Source organism: Actinocorallia lasiicapitis (assembly GCF_054778695.1).
This window is the reverse complement of the sequence record NZ_BAAGZI010000108.1, coordinates 1-16,286: the sequence shown is the minus strand read 5'-3', so window position 1 is coordinate 16,286 and position 16,286 is coordinate 1. Positions and strand designations below refer to the sequence as shown.

The window sequence follows — 16,286 nt, the reverse complement described above, 5'->3', positions numbered from 1 at the left end:
CCCGCTCCCCGGACGCTCCGCCGTCGACCGCCCGCACCGGTCGCGCAGTCGCCCTGACGCCGGGGCTCGCCGGGCAGCGCTGGCGCTCCGGCGCCGTCGAACTGGAGATCCTCGGCCCGCTCACCCGAACCAGGCTCGGCGCGGACGACACCGGCTCCACGATCAACAACACCAGCCTGGTGATCGTGGCCCGCTGGGACGGCTTGTCCGCCCTGCTCCCCGGCGACGTCGAGGAGGAAGCTCAGCAGGCGCTCATCGACCGCGTCCCCCAAGTGGACGTCCTCAAAGTCCCCCACCACGGCAGCGCCCGCCAGCTCCCGCCTTTCCTCGCCGCCGCCCATGCCCGTCTGGCCCTCATCTCGGCCGGCGCCCACAACGACTACGGCCACCCCGCCGCCCGCACCCTCTCCCTCCTCCACCCCACCCGAACCGAACGCACCGACCTCTCCGGCGACCTGGCCGTCACCCTCACCCCCTCCGGCCTCTCCACCGTCCCCCACGGCCACCCCCCATAACCCCCACTGCGTGGGATGCTGGGGGGGTGGATGCGGTGACGGTGGTGGTCGGGGATGAGGAACTGCTGGTCGAGCGGGCGGTCGGGGAGATCGTGGGGGAGGCTCGGCGGGGGGATCCCGAGACCGAGGTCGTCGATCTGACGCCGGCGACGCTTGAAGTGGGGCGGCTGGTCGAGTTGACGTCGCCGTCGCTGTTCGGCGGGGGGAAGGTGCTGGTGCTTCGGAGCGCGCAGGACCTCGGGAAAGACCTCGCAGGGGAAGTGACGAAGTATGTGAAAGCGCCGCAGGACGACATCACGCTGGTACTCGTCCATGCGGGCGGCGTGAAGGGGAAGGCGCTGCTGGAGGCCTGGGGGAAGGCCAAAGGAGTGCGGAAGATCTCCTGCCCGAAGATCACTAAGGCGGGGGAGCGGCTGGACTTCCTGAAGGGGGAGGTCCGGCGGCTCGGCGGGACGATCAGTGTGGCGGCGGCGCAGATGCTGCTCGAGGCCATCGGGAACGATCTTCGGGAGATCGCGGCGGCGTGCAGTCAGCTCGTCTCCGACACCGGAGGGAAGATCGACGACGCGGCCGTCGGCCGGTACCACAAGGGCAAGGCCGAGGTCAGCGGGTTCAACGTCGCCGACCTGGCCGTCGAGGGGAAGCTCGGGGAGGCGATGGAGCAGCTCCGCTGGGCGCTGTCGACAGGGGTGCCCGCGGTACTGATCAACAGCGCGCTGGCGCAGGGGGTGCGCGGTCTGGCGAAGGTGCAGGGGGCGCGCGGCAACGGCTTTTCGCTGGCCAAGCAGCTCGGGATGCCGCCGTGGAAGATCGAGCGGCTGCAGAAGCAGGTGCGGGGCTGGTCGCCGGACGGGATCGCGCGGGCGCTGACGGTCGTCGCGGACACCGACGGAGCCGTCAAGGGCGGCGCGGCCGACGCGTCCTACGCGCTGGAGAAGGCCGTCAAAGAGATCGTCGGAGCCCGGTCGATGCGCTGACAGCGCGGGTACCGTGGCACATCGACGCCGGAATGCTCGCCCGAAGTGGTTCTCGTCACGGTGATCGGCGGGCGGGTTGCGGGCGCGGAGCCGGACGGACAGGGTGGGACGCATGGGAGAAGCGAGGCTGGGCGTCGATCTGGGACGGGTGGTGGTCGGCGCGAACCGGGACGCCCACGGTCGGGTGTTCCTGGACGATCCGACCGAAATGCCACTGATCGAAGGTGCCTTCGACGTGCTGCCGCGGCTGGTGGAACGTTTCAACGGACGGGCCTGGGTGATCTCCCGCGTCAGTCTGGAGAGCGAGTGCAAGTCGCTGGCCTGGCTCGAACACCACGACTTCTACGCCCGCACCGGCATCCCGCGCGACCACATCCACTACTGCCGGCTCCGCTCCGACAAGGCGATCCACTGCGCCGACCTCGGCATCACCCACATGATCGACGACCGGATGGACGTCCACCGCGCCATCCGCGACATCGTCCCCCACCGCTACCTCTTCGGCCCCCAGGACGAACCGGCCCCCGACTGGGTCATCCCCACCCTGACCTGGGCCGACGCCGACAAAGCCATCGGCTACCCCTGACCCGATCCCACCGTGCGCCCCCGTGCGGGAGCTCGCAGCGCAGCGGCGGTCGGCTCAGGAGGAACGGGGGCGGTGTGGTGGGGTGGTGAGGTAGGTGCGGGGTACGGCCGGGGTCAGCCAGACGCCGTTGGCGGACTGGCGGAAAAGGTGGCCGTCGGCGTGCATGCGTGCGGCGGCGACGGTGAGGATGACGGGCCGTCCGCGGCGGGAGCCCACGGCGTGCGCGGTCGCCGTGTCGGGGGACAGATGGACGTCGTGCCGGCTCATCGGGCGGAGGCCCTCGGCGAGGATCACGGGCAGGAACTTGGCGACCGTGCCGTGGTAGAGCACCGCCGGCGGGACGGCCAGGGGCAGCGCCAGATCGATGGGGAGTGAATGGCCCTGGTTCGCCCGGATCAGCAGCCCGTCCTCGGAGATCGCGAACCGCTGCTTGTCGTTGACGGCGACCACGTGCCGGAGTTCGTCGAGCGTGATCGGCTTTCCGGCGCGGGCGCAGGCCGTCAGCAGGTCGCTGATCGGCGTCCAGCCGGCCCGGTCGAGCACCAGCCCGAGGCGCTCGGGTTCGTGGCGCAGGTGTTTGGCGAGGTATTTGGAGACGCTCACCACTTTCTTCTCATCCATGATGAGGGCAGCGTAACCGGCGGCGCCGCCTGAGTTCACCCCGATAAAGGAGGGCAGCGAAAAGGCCGGGGAGAAGCCTCCCCGGCCTTTTCGTGGAAGAGCTGTGTGCGGCCTTACTTGGCCAGCTGAGCGGCCTGCTTGGCGATCGCGGACTTGCGGTTCGCGGCCTGGTTCTTGTGGATGACGCCCTTGCTGACGGCCTTGTCCAGCTTGCGGGTCGCGTTGCGGAGCGCGGCGGTGGTGGCCTCGGCGTCGGTGCCGGCGGCGGCCTCACGGAACTTGCGGATGGCGGACTTCAGTTCGCTCTTGACCGCCTTGTTGCGCAGGCGAGCCTTCTCGTTCTGCTTGTTCCGCTTGATCTGGGACTTGATGTTCGCCACGAAGAAAGCCTCTTGTTTGACAGGTTACGGATGGGGTGCGGAAGCCCGAGCAGCCGGTTCGGACTAGCGGGCACGGAGACACACGCACCCACACGCAAGGAAACAGACTACCAACCAAAAGGGCCGACCCCCAACACGGTCGGGAGCACCGGCCCGGACATGGGACCATGGTAGGTGGAAGATCTCCACGTCAACCGGCAATCCAAGGAACCGCGTGCCGCCCGTACCGAACCACACCGACCCCGCGGTGATCCGCAACTTCTGCATCATCGCGCACATCGACCATGGCAAATCGACCCTGGCCGACCGGATGCTGCAGCTCACCGGGGTCGTCGACGACCGATCCATGCGCGCCCAGTACCTGGACCGGATGGACATCGAGCGGGAACGCGGCATCACGATCAAGTCGCAGGCCGTCCGGCTGCCTTGGAAGGATCATGTGCTGAACATGATCGACACCCCGGGCCACGTGGACTTCTCCTACGAGGTCAGCCGCTCGCTCGCCGCCTGTGAGGGCGCGATCCTGCTGGTCGACGCCGCGCAGGGCATCGAGGCGCAGACCCTCGCCAACCTGTACATGGCGATCGAGGCCGACCTGCACATCATCCCGGTCCTCAACAAGATCGACCTGCCGGCGGCGCAGCCGGAGAAGGTCGCCGAGGAGATCGCCGGGATCATCGGCTGCGACCCCGACTCGGTGCTGCGGGTGTCCGGCAAGACCGGCGCGGGCGTCGCCGAGCTGCTCGATCTGATCGTCAAGGAGGTCCCGGCCCCGGTCGGTGACGCCGACGCCCCCGCCCGGGCGCTGATCTTCGACTCGGTCTACGACACCTACCGCGGCGTCGTCACCTACATCCGGGTGGTCGACGGCCGGATCACGCGCCGTGAGAAGTCGCTGATGATGTCGACGGGCTCCGCCCACGACACCCTCGAGGTCGGCGTGATCTCGCCGGAGCCGATCTCCACGGAGGGGCTCGGCGTCGGTGAGGTCGGCTATCTGATCTCGGGTGTGAAGGACGTCCGCCAGGCGCGGGTCGGCGACACGATCACCATGGCGTCCAAGCCGGCTCCCGAGTCGCTGGGCGGCTACGACAACCCCAGGCCGATGGTCTACTCGGGCCTGTACCCGATCGACGGCGACGACTATCCCGAGCTCCGCGACGCGCTCGACAAGCTCCGCCTCAACGACGCCGCCCTGGTCTACGAGCCGGAGACCTCCCTCGCGCTGGGCTTCGGCTTCCGCTGCGGCTTCCTCGGCCTGCTCCATATGGAGATCGTCCGGGAGCGGCTGGAGCGTGAGTTCAACCTCGCCCTGATCTCGACGGCCCCGAGCGTCATCTACCGGGTCGTCATGGAGAACGGCCAGGAGCACATCGTGACGAACCCGTCCGAGTACCCCTCGGACGGCAAGATCTCCAAGGTGTACGAGCCGATCGTCCGGGCGACGGTCCTCGCGCCGAGCGAGTTCATCGGCACGATCATGGAGCTCTGCCAGGGCCGCCGCGGTGTGCTGCTCGGCATGGACTACCTGTCGGAGGACAGGGTCGAGATCAAGTACACGCTGCCGCTCGGCGAGATCATCTTCGACTTCTTCGACCAGCTCAAGTCCCGCACCCGCGGCTACGCGTCGCTGGACTACGAACCCCACGGCGAGCAGGAGTCCCAGCTCGTCAAGGTCGAGATCCTGCTGCAGGGCGAGTCGGTCGACGCGTTCAGCCAGATCGTCCACGCCGACAAGGCGCGCGACTACGGCCTGATGATGACCAGCAAGCTCAAGGAACTGATCCCGCGGCAGCAGTACGAGGTGCCGATCCAGGCCGCCATCGGCGCCCGCGTGATCGCCCGTGAGAACATCCGCGCCATCCGCAAGGACGTCCTCGCCAAGTGCTACGGCGGCGACATCTCCCGCAAGCGTAAGCTCCTGGAGAAGCAGAAGGAGGGCAAGAAGAAGATGAAGACCATCGGCCGGGTCGACGTCCCGCAGGAGGCCTTCGTCGCCGCCCTCTCCACTGGTTCGTCCGCCGACAAGCCCAAGAAATAGCGAGGACCCGGTGAGCTGGACCCCGCCCCCTCCGCCCGAGGAGCAGAACCCCTACGGGCAGCAGCAGCCGTACGGACAGCAGCCGGGCCCGCCGCCGCAGGGGTTCAACCCCTACGGCGGCACCCTGCCGGGCGGGTACCAGCAGGGCGGTTACGGCGGCCCGCCGGTCAGCCCGTCGGAGGAGCGGACGTGGGGGATGCTCGCCCACCTCGGCACCCTCGTCGCCATCTGCTTCCTGGCGTTCTTCAACTTCCTGGTGCCGCTGGTCATCTATCTCGTCTACAAGGACCGGTCGGCGTTCATCCGGTACAACGCCGCCCAGGCGCTGAACCTGACGCTCACCGGCCTGATCTACGGGCTCGTCGGCACGATCATCACGATCGTCACCTGCGGGGTCGGGGTGATCCTGCTGGTGGCGCTGGCCATCGCCCAGGTGATCTATCTGATCCTCGCGGGAATCGCGGCGAACCGGGGCGAGTGGTATCGCTACCCGCAGTGGATCGCCTATCCGATCGTCACCTGACCGTCCGGAGGGTTTGCCGTAACCGTCCGCCCGGCAAGTATTCGATCATGGAAGAATTCGTGCCGGGCAACTCGCTGTTCTGCGCAACGCCGCAGGAGGGACGCGAGCTGGCCATCATCATGGCCCGCAAGTCGATCAAGGCGATCCAGCCGGACTCCGAGGTGCTGAAGGCGGGCCGGCTCAAGTACGCCGACGTCCCCGACTCGCTGATGGAGGCGGCGCAGGTCGTCGCCATCGAGTTCCAGACCATCGCCGCCGCGAACGACTACTGGCGGGAGCCGTCCTGGAAGCGCGGCCACGCGCACGCCTAGTCCGCGGGCGGTGGGACGGGCGCGGCCGGGGCGACGGCGGGCTCGTCGAGGGTCGCGGCGCGGTTGTCGAGGATCCTGGTCAGCAGCTGCTGCCCGTAGCCGAGGACGACCGCCCAGAAGAACATCGCGGGCCGTGAGTCGATCGACGCGACCCCCGGCACGAAGTTGCTGTTCAACGCCCACAGCCCCGCGACGGCCGTGGCCGCCCCGATCGGCAGTTTCAGCAGGAACAGCGGGATCGCCAGGCTGTAGCGCTGCTGCTGCCGGTGGTCCGAGAGCGGCCGCGCGACGGCCAGAGCGGCCCCCAGCACCCCGAGGAGCGCGATCAGCGGCAGGTCGCCGCGTGCCGGTCTGGAGGAGTCGCTGGACGGGCAGATCGACCGCCCGTCCTCCGGTCCCGGGACGGTGCAGAGCGACAGGCTGTCCGGCCACTCGCCGGCCACCAGGATGATCGTCAGCATCAGCCCGGTGATCACGATCACCCCGCCGATCAGGGCGTTGCGGAACCGGCGGGACCGTTCGTGGTCGCTGTTGCGCAGGTCGTAGGCGCGGGTGAGGGCCGAGCCGAGCAGCGCGCGGTCGGCGGCGGTGAGCCGCTCGGCGGTGGCCAGCTCGGGGTAGGCGGCCTCGACGGCGAGGAGCTGGGTGTCCTTGGCGGGCAGGAACCGCCGGCAGACGGCCAGGATGTAGGGCAGCCAGCCGCGGAGCGTGTCGTCGGGGAGCGCGCACAGGATCTGGGTCTCGGCGGCGTGCAGCCGCACCCAGGCGATCCGCGACCGCCCGGTGATCCAGTCGGTGGGCCCTGGCCACTCGCGGCAGGCGCGGCGGGCCGCGTCGAGTGCCGACGCGACCTCGGCCCGGCCGGTATCGTCGAGATCGGCGGCGCGGGCGAGGGTGGTGAGCCTTTCGGCCTGGGCGTTCAGCTCGCCCCGCCACGAACCGGACCAGCTCAGCTGTCCGGCGAACCCCCGCCGAATCCGTGCCAGAACGCCCTGCTCGGCCATACGACCCTCCGATGATGATCTCAACGGAATGACCTTATATGGCGAAATTCACGTTGTACGGCGTATAGGGCAAAGGTTAGGTTCACCCCAATTCGTACGGTGTACTGGAGGTCTTCACATGCGCGTGCGTCACCTCAACTGCGGCACGATGCGTCCCGGCTCGGCCAAACTGCTCAACGGGACGGGCAAGCTGCTGGCCGCGGGTGAGATGGTCTGCCACTGCGTGCTGATCGAGACCGACTCCGACGGCCTGATCCTGCTGGACACCGGGATCGGCCGCGACGCCGTCGCCCAGCCGTCCCGCCAGCTCGGCCGCGAGTTCGTCGCCCTGACCCGTCCGGCGCTGAGCTCCGCCGAAACCGCTCACGCCCAGATCACGGCCCTCGGGCTCGACCCGGCCGACGTCCGGCACATCGTGCTGACCCACCTCGACCTCGACCACGCGGGCGGCATTCCGGACTTCCCGCGGGCCCAGGTGCACGTGTACGGCCCCGAGCACCACGCCGCGATGAACCCCACCCGCCGCGAACGCCCGCGCTACCGGCCCGTCCAGTGGGCGCACCGTCCCGACTGGAAGCTGCACGACCTGGACGGCGGCGATCGCTGGTTCGGCTTCGAGTCGGTCCGCGAGCTGCCCGGCGGCCTGCTGCTGATCCCGCTTCCCGGCCACACCCGCGGCCATGTGGGCATCGCCGTCGAGACCGACGAGGGCTGGCTGCTGCACGCGGGCGACTCCTACTTCTACCGCGGCGAGGTCGACCCGGTACGGCCCCACTCCACGCCCGGCCTGCGGTTCTTCCAGTCGCTGGTCCAGGTCGACGGCGGCCTGCGCCACGCCAACCAGCGCCGTCTCCACGAGCTGGCCAGGGACCACGGCGACAAGGTCACGATCTTCTCCTCGCACGACCCGGTCGAGTTCCGCACCCTGTCCGCCGGGTAGCGGCGCGCGCCGTCACCGAACCGATTCCCAGGGATCATCCCAAACCGGTGGTGACGGGGAGTCGCGACGTGAAGACTGTGCGTCGTGGCTCATGACCTTCTCCACCAGATCCTCGTCGCCGACCTGGTGGCCCCCGTGATGATCGCCGAATACGGCGACATGGCGACGTCTACGTGTTCGGCGGCCCGCCTCACCCGGGGCACCAAGATCCCCGTCGACCTGATGGTCTACGCGCAGGCGCAGCGGCGCGGCGGCGAGATCCTCGGCGCTCCGCTGCTGGCCGTCGAGGTGACCTCGGAGGCGTCCAGGGACCGTGATCTGGGCGCCAAGAAGGACCTGTACGCCCGGCACGGCATCCCCTGCTACTGGGTGGTCGACCTGGGCGAACCGGACGTCACGATGCACATCTTCGAGCTCGCCGACGGCCGCTACACCGAGCGCGCCGTGCTCCGCAGGGACCAGTCGGTGCAGCTCACCGAACCGTTCAAGATCGAGATTCGACCGGACGACCTGTTCCACGGCCTGCCGCCGTGGCGCGGCCCGGTGAGGGGAGCCGACATGGACTTCGAGAACGGCCCTGACCTGCCGTCGGCCGGGGAGACCTTCCAGGTCGACTCGTTCGCACGGCGCTGGCCGACCGGCGCGGAGAAGACCGAACTCCAGGACGGCGCGCCCGTCTTCTACGGCCGCTGGGACGAGCGCGACGTCGAGATCGCCGAGCGCGCCTACCCGGGCCGTGTCGTCCGGCTCGACCAGAAGCCCGGCCTTCCCGGCACGATGACGATCCTGCCCGCCGACCACGACGCCGAGCTCAAGACCCGCGCGATCCGGATCGACGTGCCGGGCGACGTCTGAGGTTCGGCTGCAGCCGGGCCCCGGCCTGGGGTAGAAGGGAGCGGGAGGTCCACCGTGAAATTCATGATCATGGGATTGGTCAGCGAGGACAGCGAGGCGGGCGTGCTGCCCGACGACGACTACATCCAGGCGATGCACGATTTCAACGCCGAGCTCGTCGCGGCGGGCGCGCTGCTCGCGGCCGAAGGGCTCTACCCCAGCTCCAAGGGCGCGCGGATCGCCTACACCCAGGGCAAGGGCCGGGTGGTCGACGGCCCGTTCACCGAGTCCAAGGAGCTGATCGCGGGTTTCTGGATCATCGAGGTGGGCTCCCGGGAGGAGGCCCTGGACTGGGCGCTGCGCATCCCGGTCCCGTGCGACGCCGAGGGTGAGGGCATCGAGGTCCGCCGGGTGATGGACCCGGCCGATCTGCTGCGGGCCACCGAGGCGCGTGCCGTCCTGCCCGTCCTGGAGCGGGGGCTGGACCGGATGGCCGCGCTGATCGCCGAGACCGATCCCGCGCGGGCGTCCGCGCCCACCCCCTGCCCCGAGTGGGACGTCGCCGCCCTCGTCGGCCATGTGATCCGGCAGATCGCCGAGTTCGCGGGGGCCGAGCCCGTTCCGGCGGGGGACGGCTGGAGCGCCGCGTTCGCCGCCTCGGCCGACGCCCTGCGCGCCTCCTGGGCCGATCCCGACGCCCTGGAACGGGTCCGCGCGACGCCCGCCGGAACCCTGGACGCCCGCTGGTCGATCAGCCAGCAGATCGTCGAGCTGGCCGGCCACTCCTGGGATCTGGCCGTCGCCACCGGCCGTCCACTGGAGCTCGACGCCGAGACCGTCGAGCTCGCCCACGGTTTCGTGACCACGAACCTCAAGCCGGAGATGCGCGGCACGTTCATGGCCGAACCCGTCCCGGTGCCCGAGCGGGCCGCGCCCCAGGATCGCTTCCTCGGCTTCATCGGCCGCGACCCCGCCTGGCGGGGCTGAGCGGCCAGACCGGGGAGGTCGGGGGGTCGGGCAGACTGGGGGGATGCCGTCGATCCTGCCTGAAGGCGACCCCGTGCCCGCCGACGGGTCGCTCCCGCCCACCGCGCTGGAAGGGCTGGGCGGCAGGCCGTTCGGGTTCTATCTGCACGTCCCGTTCTGTGTGACGCGCTGCGGCTACTGCGACTTCAACACCTACACGGCCACCGAGCTGGGGCCCGGCGCGTCCCGCGACTCCTACGCCGACACCCTGATCTCCGAGGTGCGGCTGGCCCGCAAGGTGCTCGGCGGCGCCGACCTGCCCGTCCAGACGGTGTTCGTCGGCGGCGGCACCCCGACCCTGCTGCCGCCCGGCGACCTCGGCCGGGTGCTCGCGGCCGTCCGGGACGAGTTCGGGCTGGCGGCGGGCGCCGAGGTCACCACCGAGGCCAACCCGGAGACGGTCGACCCCGCCTACCTGGACGGCCTGCTCGACGGCGGCTTCACCCGGATCTCCTACGGGATGCAGAGCGCCCGCCAGCACGTCCTGGACGCCCTCGACCGCACCCACACGCCCGCCAAGGTCCCCGTCGTGGTCCGGCAGGCCAAGGAGGCGGGCTTCCGGCACGTCAACCTCGACCTGATCTACGGGACGCCGGGGGAGAGCGACGACGACTGGCGCGCCTCCCTGGAATCGGCCCTCGCCGCCGGGCCCGACCATGTCTCGGCGTACGCGCTGATCGTCGAGGAGGGCACGAAACTCGCGGGCCAGGTGAAGCGCGGCGAGCTGGCCGAGCCCGACGACGACGCGATGGCCGACCGCTATCTGATGGCCGACGAGCTGCTGGGCGCGGCCGGGATGCAGTGGTACGAGCTGTCGAACTGGGCGCTGCCCGGCGGCGAGTGCCGGCACAACGTCCTGTACTGGCAGGGCGCCGACTGGTGGGGGGCGGGCCCTGGCGCGCACAGCCATATCGGCGGCACGCGCTGGTGGAACGTCAAGCATCCGGCGGCCTACGCGCAGCGCCTGCACCAGACGATCACCCCGGCCCACGCCCGTGAGGTGCTGGACGAGGAGACCAGGAAGGTCGAACGGATCCTGCTGGAGATCCGGCTGCGCGAAGGCTGCCCGCTGGAGCTCCTGGACGCCGCGCTCGTCCGGGAGCAGGTGCGCCGCGGCCTGCTGGTGATCGAGGACGGCAGGGCCGTCCTCACCCTTCAGGGAAGGCTGCTGGCGGACGCCGTCGTCCGCGACCTCACTTGACGATCTTGAAGGCGAACGGCGCGGGGATGGTGTGCCAAGCGCCCCGGTTCACCCGGGTCGCGCTGAACACGACCAGCCCCATCGAGATCGCGGCCCAGCCGAGCCCCACCCAGAGCGCACCCGGAATCCAGTTGGCCAGCAGCACCGCCGCCGCGAACACGATCCCGGTGGTCAACGCCAGGTTCAGCGCCTGACGGCCGTGGTGGCGCGCGTACGCCGAACGGCCGCGCTTGGTGAAGTAGACGTACAGCGGCGGGAGCGCCCAGAACAGGAACTGGCCGATGTAGGCGGTCAGCGCCCAGTTGCGCTCATCCGGGGTGGTGGATCCGCCGTGGTACCCGGCGGCGAACGCGGGCGGCATCTCCACGGTCGGCGTCGGCTGCGGACCCTGGTGGCGGGGGAACACGAGCGATCACTCCTCGGTCGTGACGAAATCAATCAACTCTTCGACGCGCCCCAGCAGTTCTGGTTCCAGATCGGCCCAGCTCTTCACCGCGCCGAGGATCCGCCGCCAGGCGCCGCGCGTGTCGGCGGGCCACCCGAGCCGAGCGCACACGCCCTCTTTCCAGTCGAAACCGCGCGGGACCTGCGGCCACGCCCTGATCCCGACGGCCTGCGGCTTCACCGCCGCCCAGATGTCGATGTAGGGATGCCCGGTGATCAGGACGTCCGGATGGTCGATCTGGCAGGCGATCCGCCACTCCTTGGACCCCTCGACGAGATGGTCGACGAGCACCCCGAGCCGCCGCCCGGGACCGGGCTCGAACTCCGCGACGATCCGCGGCAGATCGTCGATGCCCTCCAGGAACTCCACGGCGACGCCCTCGACCCGCAGGTCATGGCCCCAGATCTTCTCGACGAGCTCGGCGTCGTGGACGCCCTCGACATAGATCCGCGACTCCAGCGCCACCCGCGCCTTGTGATCGCGGACCGCGATCGACCCCGACGCCGTCCTGACCTGGCGGCCCGACAGCTTCGGCACGGGCCGGACCAGGGTGACGGGCCTGCCGTCGATCAGGAACCCGGCCTTGGCCAGCGGGAAGACACGGCGTCGGCCGTCGCGGTCCTCCAGGGTCACCTCGTCCTTGCCGCACGCGACGACCGCGCCGCAGAACCCGCTGTCGGGGTCCTCGACGACCAGGTCGCGCTCGGCCTCGACGTCGGGGATGGTCCCCTTCTTGGGAAGCCGCCATTCACCCGCCAGAACGTCCTGTCCGTAGTCCACGCACCGACCCTAATCAACTCCTGTGACACCTGCTACTCAGGCGGGGCGAGGTGCTGGTAGGCGCGGCGGACGGCGTGCAGCAGGACGACCGGGTCGTAGGGCCAGTCGCACGCCGTCAGCGCCTTGATCGGGTCGAGCCCCGCGTCGTGGGACTCGCGGATCGTGTGGGCGACGGCCGCGACGGCGTCCCGCTGGTCGCGGGCGAAGTCCCGGCCGACGACCGCCCCGTGGCCCGGGACGATCTGCTCGGGCCGCAGCTCCAGCAGCCGGGTCAGGGTGATCGGCCAGTCGAGCGGGAAGCTGTCGGGCCCGTAGGCGGGCGGCCCCGCCTCCTCGACGAGATCGCCCGCGAACAGCACGCCCGAGTCCGGCACGTAGGCGACCAGATCGTGGCCGGTGTGGCCGCGGCCCAGATGGTGCAGCTCCACCAGCCGGTCGCCGAGGTCGATCAGGGCGCGGTCGGCGACCAGTTCGGTCGGCGCGGGCACCTCGATCCCCGCGACGGAGGCCGCCCAGTCCGGATCGTCCAGGGCCATGGTGGTCCAGGCTTCGCGCCTGAGATACTCGGGCAGATCGGTGTGTCCCCAGAAGAGGCCGGTGAAGGCCCCGTTGCCGAAACAGTGATCGAAATGACCATGGGTGTTGATCACCGCGACGGGCTCGCCGCAGCCGAGCTCGCGCAGATCGTCACGGAGCGTCGCGCCCAGGGCGGGCGAGGCCAGTGTGTCGATCAGCACCGCGCCGTGCCTGCCGGTGACGACCCCCACACTGACGTCGAAATCGTGGTACCGGCGGCGGTAGCAGCGGTCGCCCACCTCTTCCCAAAGCATGGTTCCAGCCTCTCGCACATCGACTTCCGCCTCAGGGACCGTACACTTGGCACTCGTAGACTGGGAGTGCCAGGCAGGAGGTGAGCGCGTTGCTGGATGATCGCAAGCTTTCGATTCTGCGCGCCATCGTCGAGGACTACGTGTCCACCAACGAGCCCGTGGGCTCGAAGGCACTCGCCGAGAGGCACGCGCTGGGCGTGTCGCCGGCGACGGTCCGCAACGACATGGCCGTGCTGGAGGAGCAGGGGTACATCACCCAGCCCCACACCAGCGCGGGCCGGATCCCCACCGACAAGGGCTACCGGCTGTTCGTCGACAAACTGTCGACGATCAAGCCGCTGTCCTCGGCGGAACGGCGGGCGATCGAATCGTTCCTCGGCGGCGCCTATGATCTGGACGACGTCGTCCACCGGACGGTGCGGCTGCTCGCACAGCTCACCCGGCAGGTGGCGGTCGTGCAGTACCCGTCGCTGAACCGGTCCTCGGTACGGCACATCGAGCTGGTGCCCGTCGCGCAGCGGCGGCTCCTGCTGGTACTGATCACCGACACGGGCCGGGTCGAGCAGCGGGTGATCGAGACCTCTTCCGATGTGACGGAGGACTCGATAGCCCACCTTCGTGCGGTACTGAACGGGCTGCTCGACGGGCGCGCGCTCGCCGAGGTGCCCCTCGCCGTCGCCGATCTGTCCGAGCGGGTCCCCGCCGAGGACAGGCCGATCGCGGTGGCGGTGCTGTCGGTTCTGCTGGAGACCCTGGTCGAACGGCATGAAGAAAAGATCGTCTTCGCGGGCGCGGCGAACCTCGCTCACGTAGATTTCTCGCAGTCGCTCCGTGACGTCTTGGAAGCGCTCGAGGAACAAGTGGTGCTGATGCGGTTGTTGGGGGAGACGGGCGATCCGGCCACCCTCACCGTCCGGATCGGCACCGAGAACCAGATGGAGGGGCTCCGGTCCACCTCCGTCGTCGCCACCGGATACGGTGCCGACGGGCTCGCCCTGGCCCGGCTCGGGGTGCTAGGCCCCACACGAATGGATTACCCCGGAACGATGGGAGCGGTACGCGCTGTGGCACGTTACGTCGGTCAGATTCTGGCGGGATCGTAGTGCGCGACTACTACGCCACTCTCGGAGTGAGCCGCAACGCGACCCCCGACGAGATCAAGAAGGCCTATCGCAGGCTCGCCCGTGAGCTGCACCCGGACGTCAACCCCGACGCCGCGTCGCAGGAGAAGTTCAAGGACGTCACCCAGGCCTACGAGGTCCTCTCCGACCCCAAGAAGAAGGAGATGTACGACCTCGGGGCCGACCCGTACGCCTCGGGCGGCGGGGCCGCCGGCGCCGGATTCGGCGGGGCGGGCTTCCCGTTCAGCGACATCATGGACGCGTTCTTCGGCAACGCGACGACCTCGCGGGGCCCCCGCAGCCGCGCCCGCCGCGGCCGCAACGCCACCCTCCGGGTCGAGCTCGACCTGAACGAGACGGCGTTCGGCACGACCCGCGAGCTGACCATCGACACCGCGACGGTCTGCGGCTCCTGCACCGGCACCGGCGCGGCCCCCGGCACGACGCCCGACCCGTGTGACATGTGCCACGGACGCGGCGAGATCCAGCAGGTCCAGCGGTCGTTCCTCGGCCAGGTCATGACGTCGCGCCCCTGCCCGCAGTGCGGCGGCTACGGCTCCGTGATCAGGACCCCCTGCCACGAGTGCTCCGGCGACGGCCGGGTACGCACCCAGCGCACCATCAAGGTCAAGATCCCGGCGGGTGTCGAGCACGGCACCCACATCCAGCTCGCGGGCGAGGGCGAGATCGGCCCCGGCGGCGGACCGGCGGGCGACCTCTTCCTGGAGATCGTCGAACGGCCCCACGCGATCTTCGAGCGGGACGGCGACGACCTGCACTGCACCGTCCAGATCCCGATGACGGCCGCCGCTCTCGGCACCACGGTCACCATCGAGACCCTGGACGGCGCCGAGGACGTCGACATCCGGCCCGGCACCCAGTCCGGCCAGGTCATCCCGCTGTACGGCAGGGGCGCCCAGCACCTCAACGCCTCGGGCCGCGGCGATCTGATGATCCACGTCAACATCGAGACGCCGACGAGGCTCGAGCCCGAGCAGGAGGAACTGCTGCGCCAGCTCGCCGTCCTGCGCGGCGAGGAGCGGCCGCCGGGCAAGTTCGCCCCCGGCCAGCAGGGCTTCTTCTCCCGCCTCCGGGACGCCTTCCACAGTTGAAGAGAAGTTCCCGAAGCCTTCCGTGAGGGCTACGACGAACCGGTGTGAAGTGATCCGGGGGGTGGCCGTGACGGCCGCCCCCCGGACGCGTTCCCGGCTCAGCCCTGGCCGATGTTGACCATCCACGGGATGCCGAAGCGGTCGGTCCAGGCGCCGAACTCGTCGCCCCACATCTGGACCGCCAGCGGCACCGTGACGGTGCCGCCCGCCGACAGGGACTTGTAGTAGGTGCGCAGGGTTTCGGCGGTGTCGGCGTCGCCGGAGAGGCTGACGGCGATGTTGCTGCCGAAGACGACGTCCATGCCGGGCGGGACGTCGGCGCCCATCAGGGTGAAGCCGAGGTCGGTCTCCAGCATCCCGTGCATGATCTGGTCGGCGAACGGGGCGTCCTCGCCGCCGTACTCGCCGAACGTGTGCAGTGCGAGGCTGCCTCCGAGGACCGAGTGGTAGAACTCCATGGCCTGTTTGGCCTGGCCGTCGGGGAAGCTGATGTACGGGTTGAGGCGCGTGGGCATCTTTCGGCTCTCCTCGGTGACTCCTCGATCGGTTCCGTCGCCCCATCGTCGCAGCCGGCCCGTCAAGAGAGCCCGCTCTCCGGCCATATGCGGATAAAGGTCTCGATCGTGGGGCGGGTGCGCGCGGTGGGAGGATGGAGGCGTGAGTGCTCCGGTGTTTCTGGTCGAGACGGGTGTGTTGGACGGCGCGCGGGTGCTGCTGGACGGCCCCGAAGGGCGTCATGCGGCGACCGTGAAGCGGCTGCGGGCCGGCGAGGAGGTCGTGCTCGCCGACGGCGCCGGGCGCAGCGCCCGGTGCGTGGTCGTCGAGGTGCTGAAGGGGGCGCTGGAGCTCGAGGTCGTGGAACGGACGGCCCAGGAGGCCGCGCGGCCGCGGCTCGTCGTCGTGCAGGCGCTGCCCAAGGGGGAGCGCGGCGAGCTGGCCGTCGAGGTGATGACCGAGGCGGGCGTCGCCGAGCTGATCGCGGCCGAGTCGGGGCTCGGCTACCGGATCGCCCGGTCGGGGCGGTTCCTGCAGTCCGACA

20 protein-coding genes are annotated in these 16,286 nt (G+C 70.0%); 13 read left to right on the top strand and 7 right to left on the bottom strand.

Translation table 11 applies throughout. The features are described 5' to 3' along the window. The 3 genes from ACYVE7_RS14850 to ACYVE7_RS14840 all read left to right on the top strand — a co-directional run. The coding region (locus ACYVE7_RS14850; RefSeq protein WP_460365267.1) for a ComEC/Rec2 family competence protein at window positions 1-515 on the top strand (515 nt) is incomplete at its 5' end. Between the two features lie 26 nt (window positions 516-541). Beyond that, the gene (gene holA / locus ACYVE7_RS14845) at window positions 542-1,492 is read left to right on the top strand and encodes a DNA polymerase III subunit delta (protein ID WP_460365266.1); all 951 of its coding nucleotides are present in this window, start codon (window positions 542-544) and stop codon (window positions 1,490-1,492) included. A 112-nt stretch (window positions 1,493-1,604) separates the two neighbouring features. Beyond that, window positions 1,605-2,078: a hypothetical protein gene (locus ACYVE7_RS14840; RefSeq protein ID WP_460365265.1), complete on the top strand. Its 474-nt coding sequence runs from the start codon at window positions 1,605-1,607 to the stop codon at window positions 2,076-2,078. A 54-nt stretch (window positions 2,079-2,132) separates the two neighbouring features. Here ACYVE7_RS14840 and ACYVE7_RS14835 read toward each other — a convergent pair whose 3' ends face one another. Both ACYVE7_RS14835 and rpsT read right to left on the bottom strand, forming a co-directional pair. Further along, the gene (locus ACYVE7_RS14835; RefSeq protein WP_460365264.1) at window positions 2,133-2,699 is read right to left on the bottom strand and encodes an RNA 2'-phosphotransferase; all 567 of its coding nucleotides are present in this window, start codon (window positions 2,697-2,699) and stop codon (window positions 2,133-2,135) included. A 113-nt stretch (window positions 2,700-2,812) separates the two neighbouring features. After that, entirely contained in the window at window positions 2,813-3,079 is a 267-nt protein-coding gene (gene rpsT / locus ACYVE7_RS14830) for a 30S ribosomal protein S20 (RefSeq protein WP_460365263.1), read from the bottom strand. Between the two features lie 214 nt (window positions 3,080-3,293). On the opposite strand from rpsT, the gene lepA reads away from it, so the two are divergent. From lepA to ACYVE7_RS14815, 3 genes are read left to right on the top strand one after another with little or no spacing between them, the layout of a single operon-like run. Beyond that, window positions 3,294-5,120, top strand: coding sequence for a translation elongation factor 4 (gene lepA, locus ACYVE7_RS14825; protein ID WP_460365262.1), 1,827 nt, complete (start codon window positions 3,294-3,296; stop codon window positions 5,118-5,120). A 10-nt stretch (window positions 5,121-5,130) separates the two neighbouring features. Further along, entirely contained in the window at window positions 5,131-5,643 is a 513-nt protein-coding gene (locus ACYVE7_RS14820; protein WP_460365261.1) for a DUF4870 domain-containing protein, read from the top strand. 47 nt (window positions 5,644-5,690) lie between these two features. Then, on the top strand, window positions 5,691-5,954 hold the full coding sequence (locus ACYVE7_RS14815) for a hexameric tyrosine-coordinated heme protein (protein ID WP_460365260.1): 264 nt from the start codon (window positions 5,691-5,693) through the stop codon (window positions 5,952-5,954). Here the strand turns inward: ACYVE7_RS14815 and ACYVE7_RS14810 are convergent. Then, window positions 5,951-6,958, bottom strand: a complete 1,008-nt coding sequence (locus ACYVE7_RS14810; RefSeq protein ID WP_460365259.1) for a hypothetical protein — start codon at window positions 6,956-6,958, stop codon at window positions 5,951-5,953. The two genes, ACYVE7_RS14815 and ACYVE7_RS14810, sit on opposite strands and share 4 nt — an antisense overlap. Window positions 6,959-7,076: 118 nt before the next feature. Here ACYVE7_RS14810 and ACYVE7_RS14805 point away from each other — a divergent pair, with 118 nt between their 5' ends. The 4 genes from ACYVE7_RS14805 (at window position 7,077) to hemW (ending at window position 10,959) form a co-directional block, all read left to right on the top strand. Beyond that, window positions 7,077-7,898 (top strand): MBL fold metallo-hydrolase, encoded by an 822-nt coding sequence (locus tag ACYVE7_RS14805; RefSeq protein WP_460365257.1) that lies wholly within the window; start codon window positions 7,077-7,079, stop codon window positions 7,896-7,898. A gap of 84 nt (window positions 7,899-7,982) precedes the next feature. Beyond that, on the top strand, window positions 7,983-8,753 hold the full coding sequence (locus ACYVE7_RS14800; RefSeq protein ID WP_460365256.1) for a Uma2 family endonuclease: 771 nt from the start codon (window positions 7,983-7,985) through the stop codon (window positions 8,751-8,753). Window positions 8,754-8,816: 63 nt separating this feature from the next. Beyond that, on the top strand, window positions 8,817-9,719 hold the full coding sequence (locus tag ACYVE7_RS14795; protein ID WP_460365255.1) for a TIGR03086 family metal-binding protein: 903 nt from the start codon (window positions 8,817-8,819) through the stop codon (window positions 9,717-9,719). A gap of 43 nt (window positions 9,720-9,762) precedes the next feature. Beyond that, window positions 9,763-10,959: a radical SAM family heme chaperone HemW gene (gene hemW / locus ACYVE7_RS14790; RefSeq protein WP_460365254.1), complete on the top strand. Its 1,197-nt coding sequence runs from the start codon at window positions 9,763-9,765 to the stop codon at window positions 10,957-10,959. Here the strand turns inward: hemW and ACYVE7_RS14785 are convergent. From ACYVE7_RS14785 to ACYVE7_RS14775, 3 genes are read right to left on the bottom strand one after another with little or no spacing between them, the layout of a single operon-like run. After that, on the bottom strand, window positions 10,952-11,365 hold the full coding sequence (locus ACYVE7_RS14785; RefSeq protein ID WP_460365253.1) for a DUF4870 domain-containing protein: 414 nt from the start codon (window positions 11,363-11,365) through the stop codon (window positions 10,952-10,954). The genes hemW and ACYVE7_RS14785 overlap by 8 nt on opposite strands. A 6-nt stretch (window positions 11,366-11,371) precedes the next feature. Continuing rightward, window positions 11,372-12,184 carry a DUF3097 domain-containing protein gene (locus ACYVE7_RS14780; RefSeq protein ID WP_460365252.1) on the bottom strand — a complete coding sequence of 271 codons (813 nt, stop codon included), beginning with the start codon at window positions 12,182-12,184 and terminating at the stop codon, window positions 11,372-11,374. A 32-nt stretch (window positions 12,185-12,216) separates the two neighbouring features. After that, entirely contained in the window at window positions 12,217-13,014 is a 798-nt protein-coding gene (locus ACYVE7_RS14775) for an MBL fold metallo-hydrolase (RefSeq protein WP_460365251.1), read from the bottom strand. 89 nt (window positions 13,015-13,103) lie between these two features. On the opposite strand from ACYVE7_RS14775, the gene hrcA reads away from it, so the two are divergent. Further along, window positions 13,104-14,117 carry a heat-inducible transcriptional repressor HrcA gene (gene hrcA / locus ACYVE7_RS14770; protein WP_460365250.1) on the top strand — a complete coding sequence of 338 codons (1,014 nt, stop codon included), beginning with the start codon at window positions 13,104-13,106 and terminating at the stop codon, window positions 14,115-14,117. Further along, window positions 14,111-15,247, top strand: coding sequence for a molecular chaperone DnaJ (dnaJ, locus tag ACYVE7_RS14765; RefSeq protein ID WP_460365268.1), 1,137 nt, complete (start codon window positions 14,111-14,113; stop codon window positions 15,245-15,247). The genes hrcA and dnaJ overlap by 7 nt, the downstream gene beginning before the upstream one ends. Before the next feature lie 98 nt (window positions 15,248-15,345). Here dnaJ and ACYVE7_RS14760 read toward each other — a convergent pair whose 3' ends face one another. Further along, a complete protein-coding gene (locus ACYVE7_RS14760) occupies window positions 15,346-15,762 on the bottom strand; it encodes a VOC family protein (RefSeq protein ID WP_460365249.1) in 417 nt (138 codons plus the stop codon). A 142-nt stretch (window positions 15,763-15,904) separates the two neighbouring features. Here ACYVE7_RS14760 and ACYVE7_RS14755 point away from each other — a divergent pair. Then, a partial coding sequence (locus tag ACYVE7_RS14755; protein WP_460365248.1) for an RsmE family RNA methyltransferase occupies window positions 15,905-16,286 on the top strand: 382 nt, incomplete at its 3' end.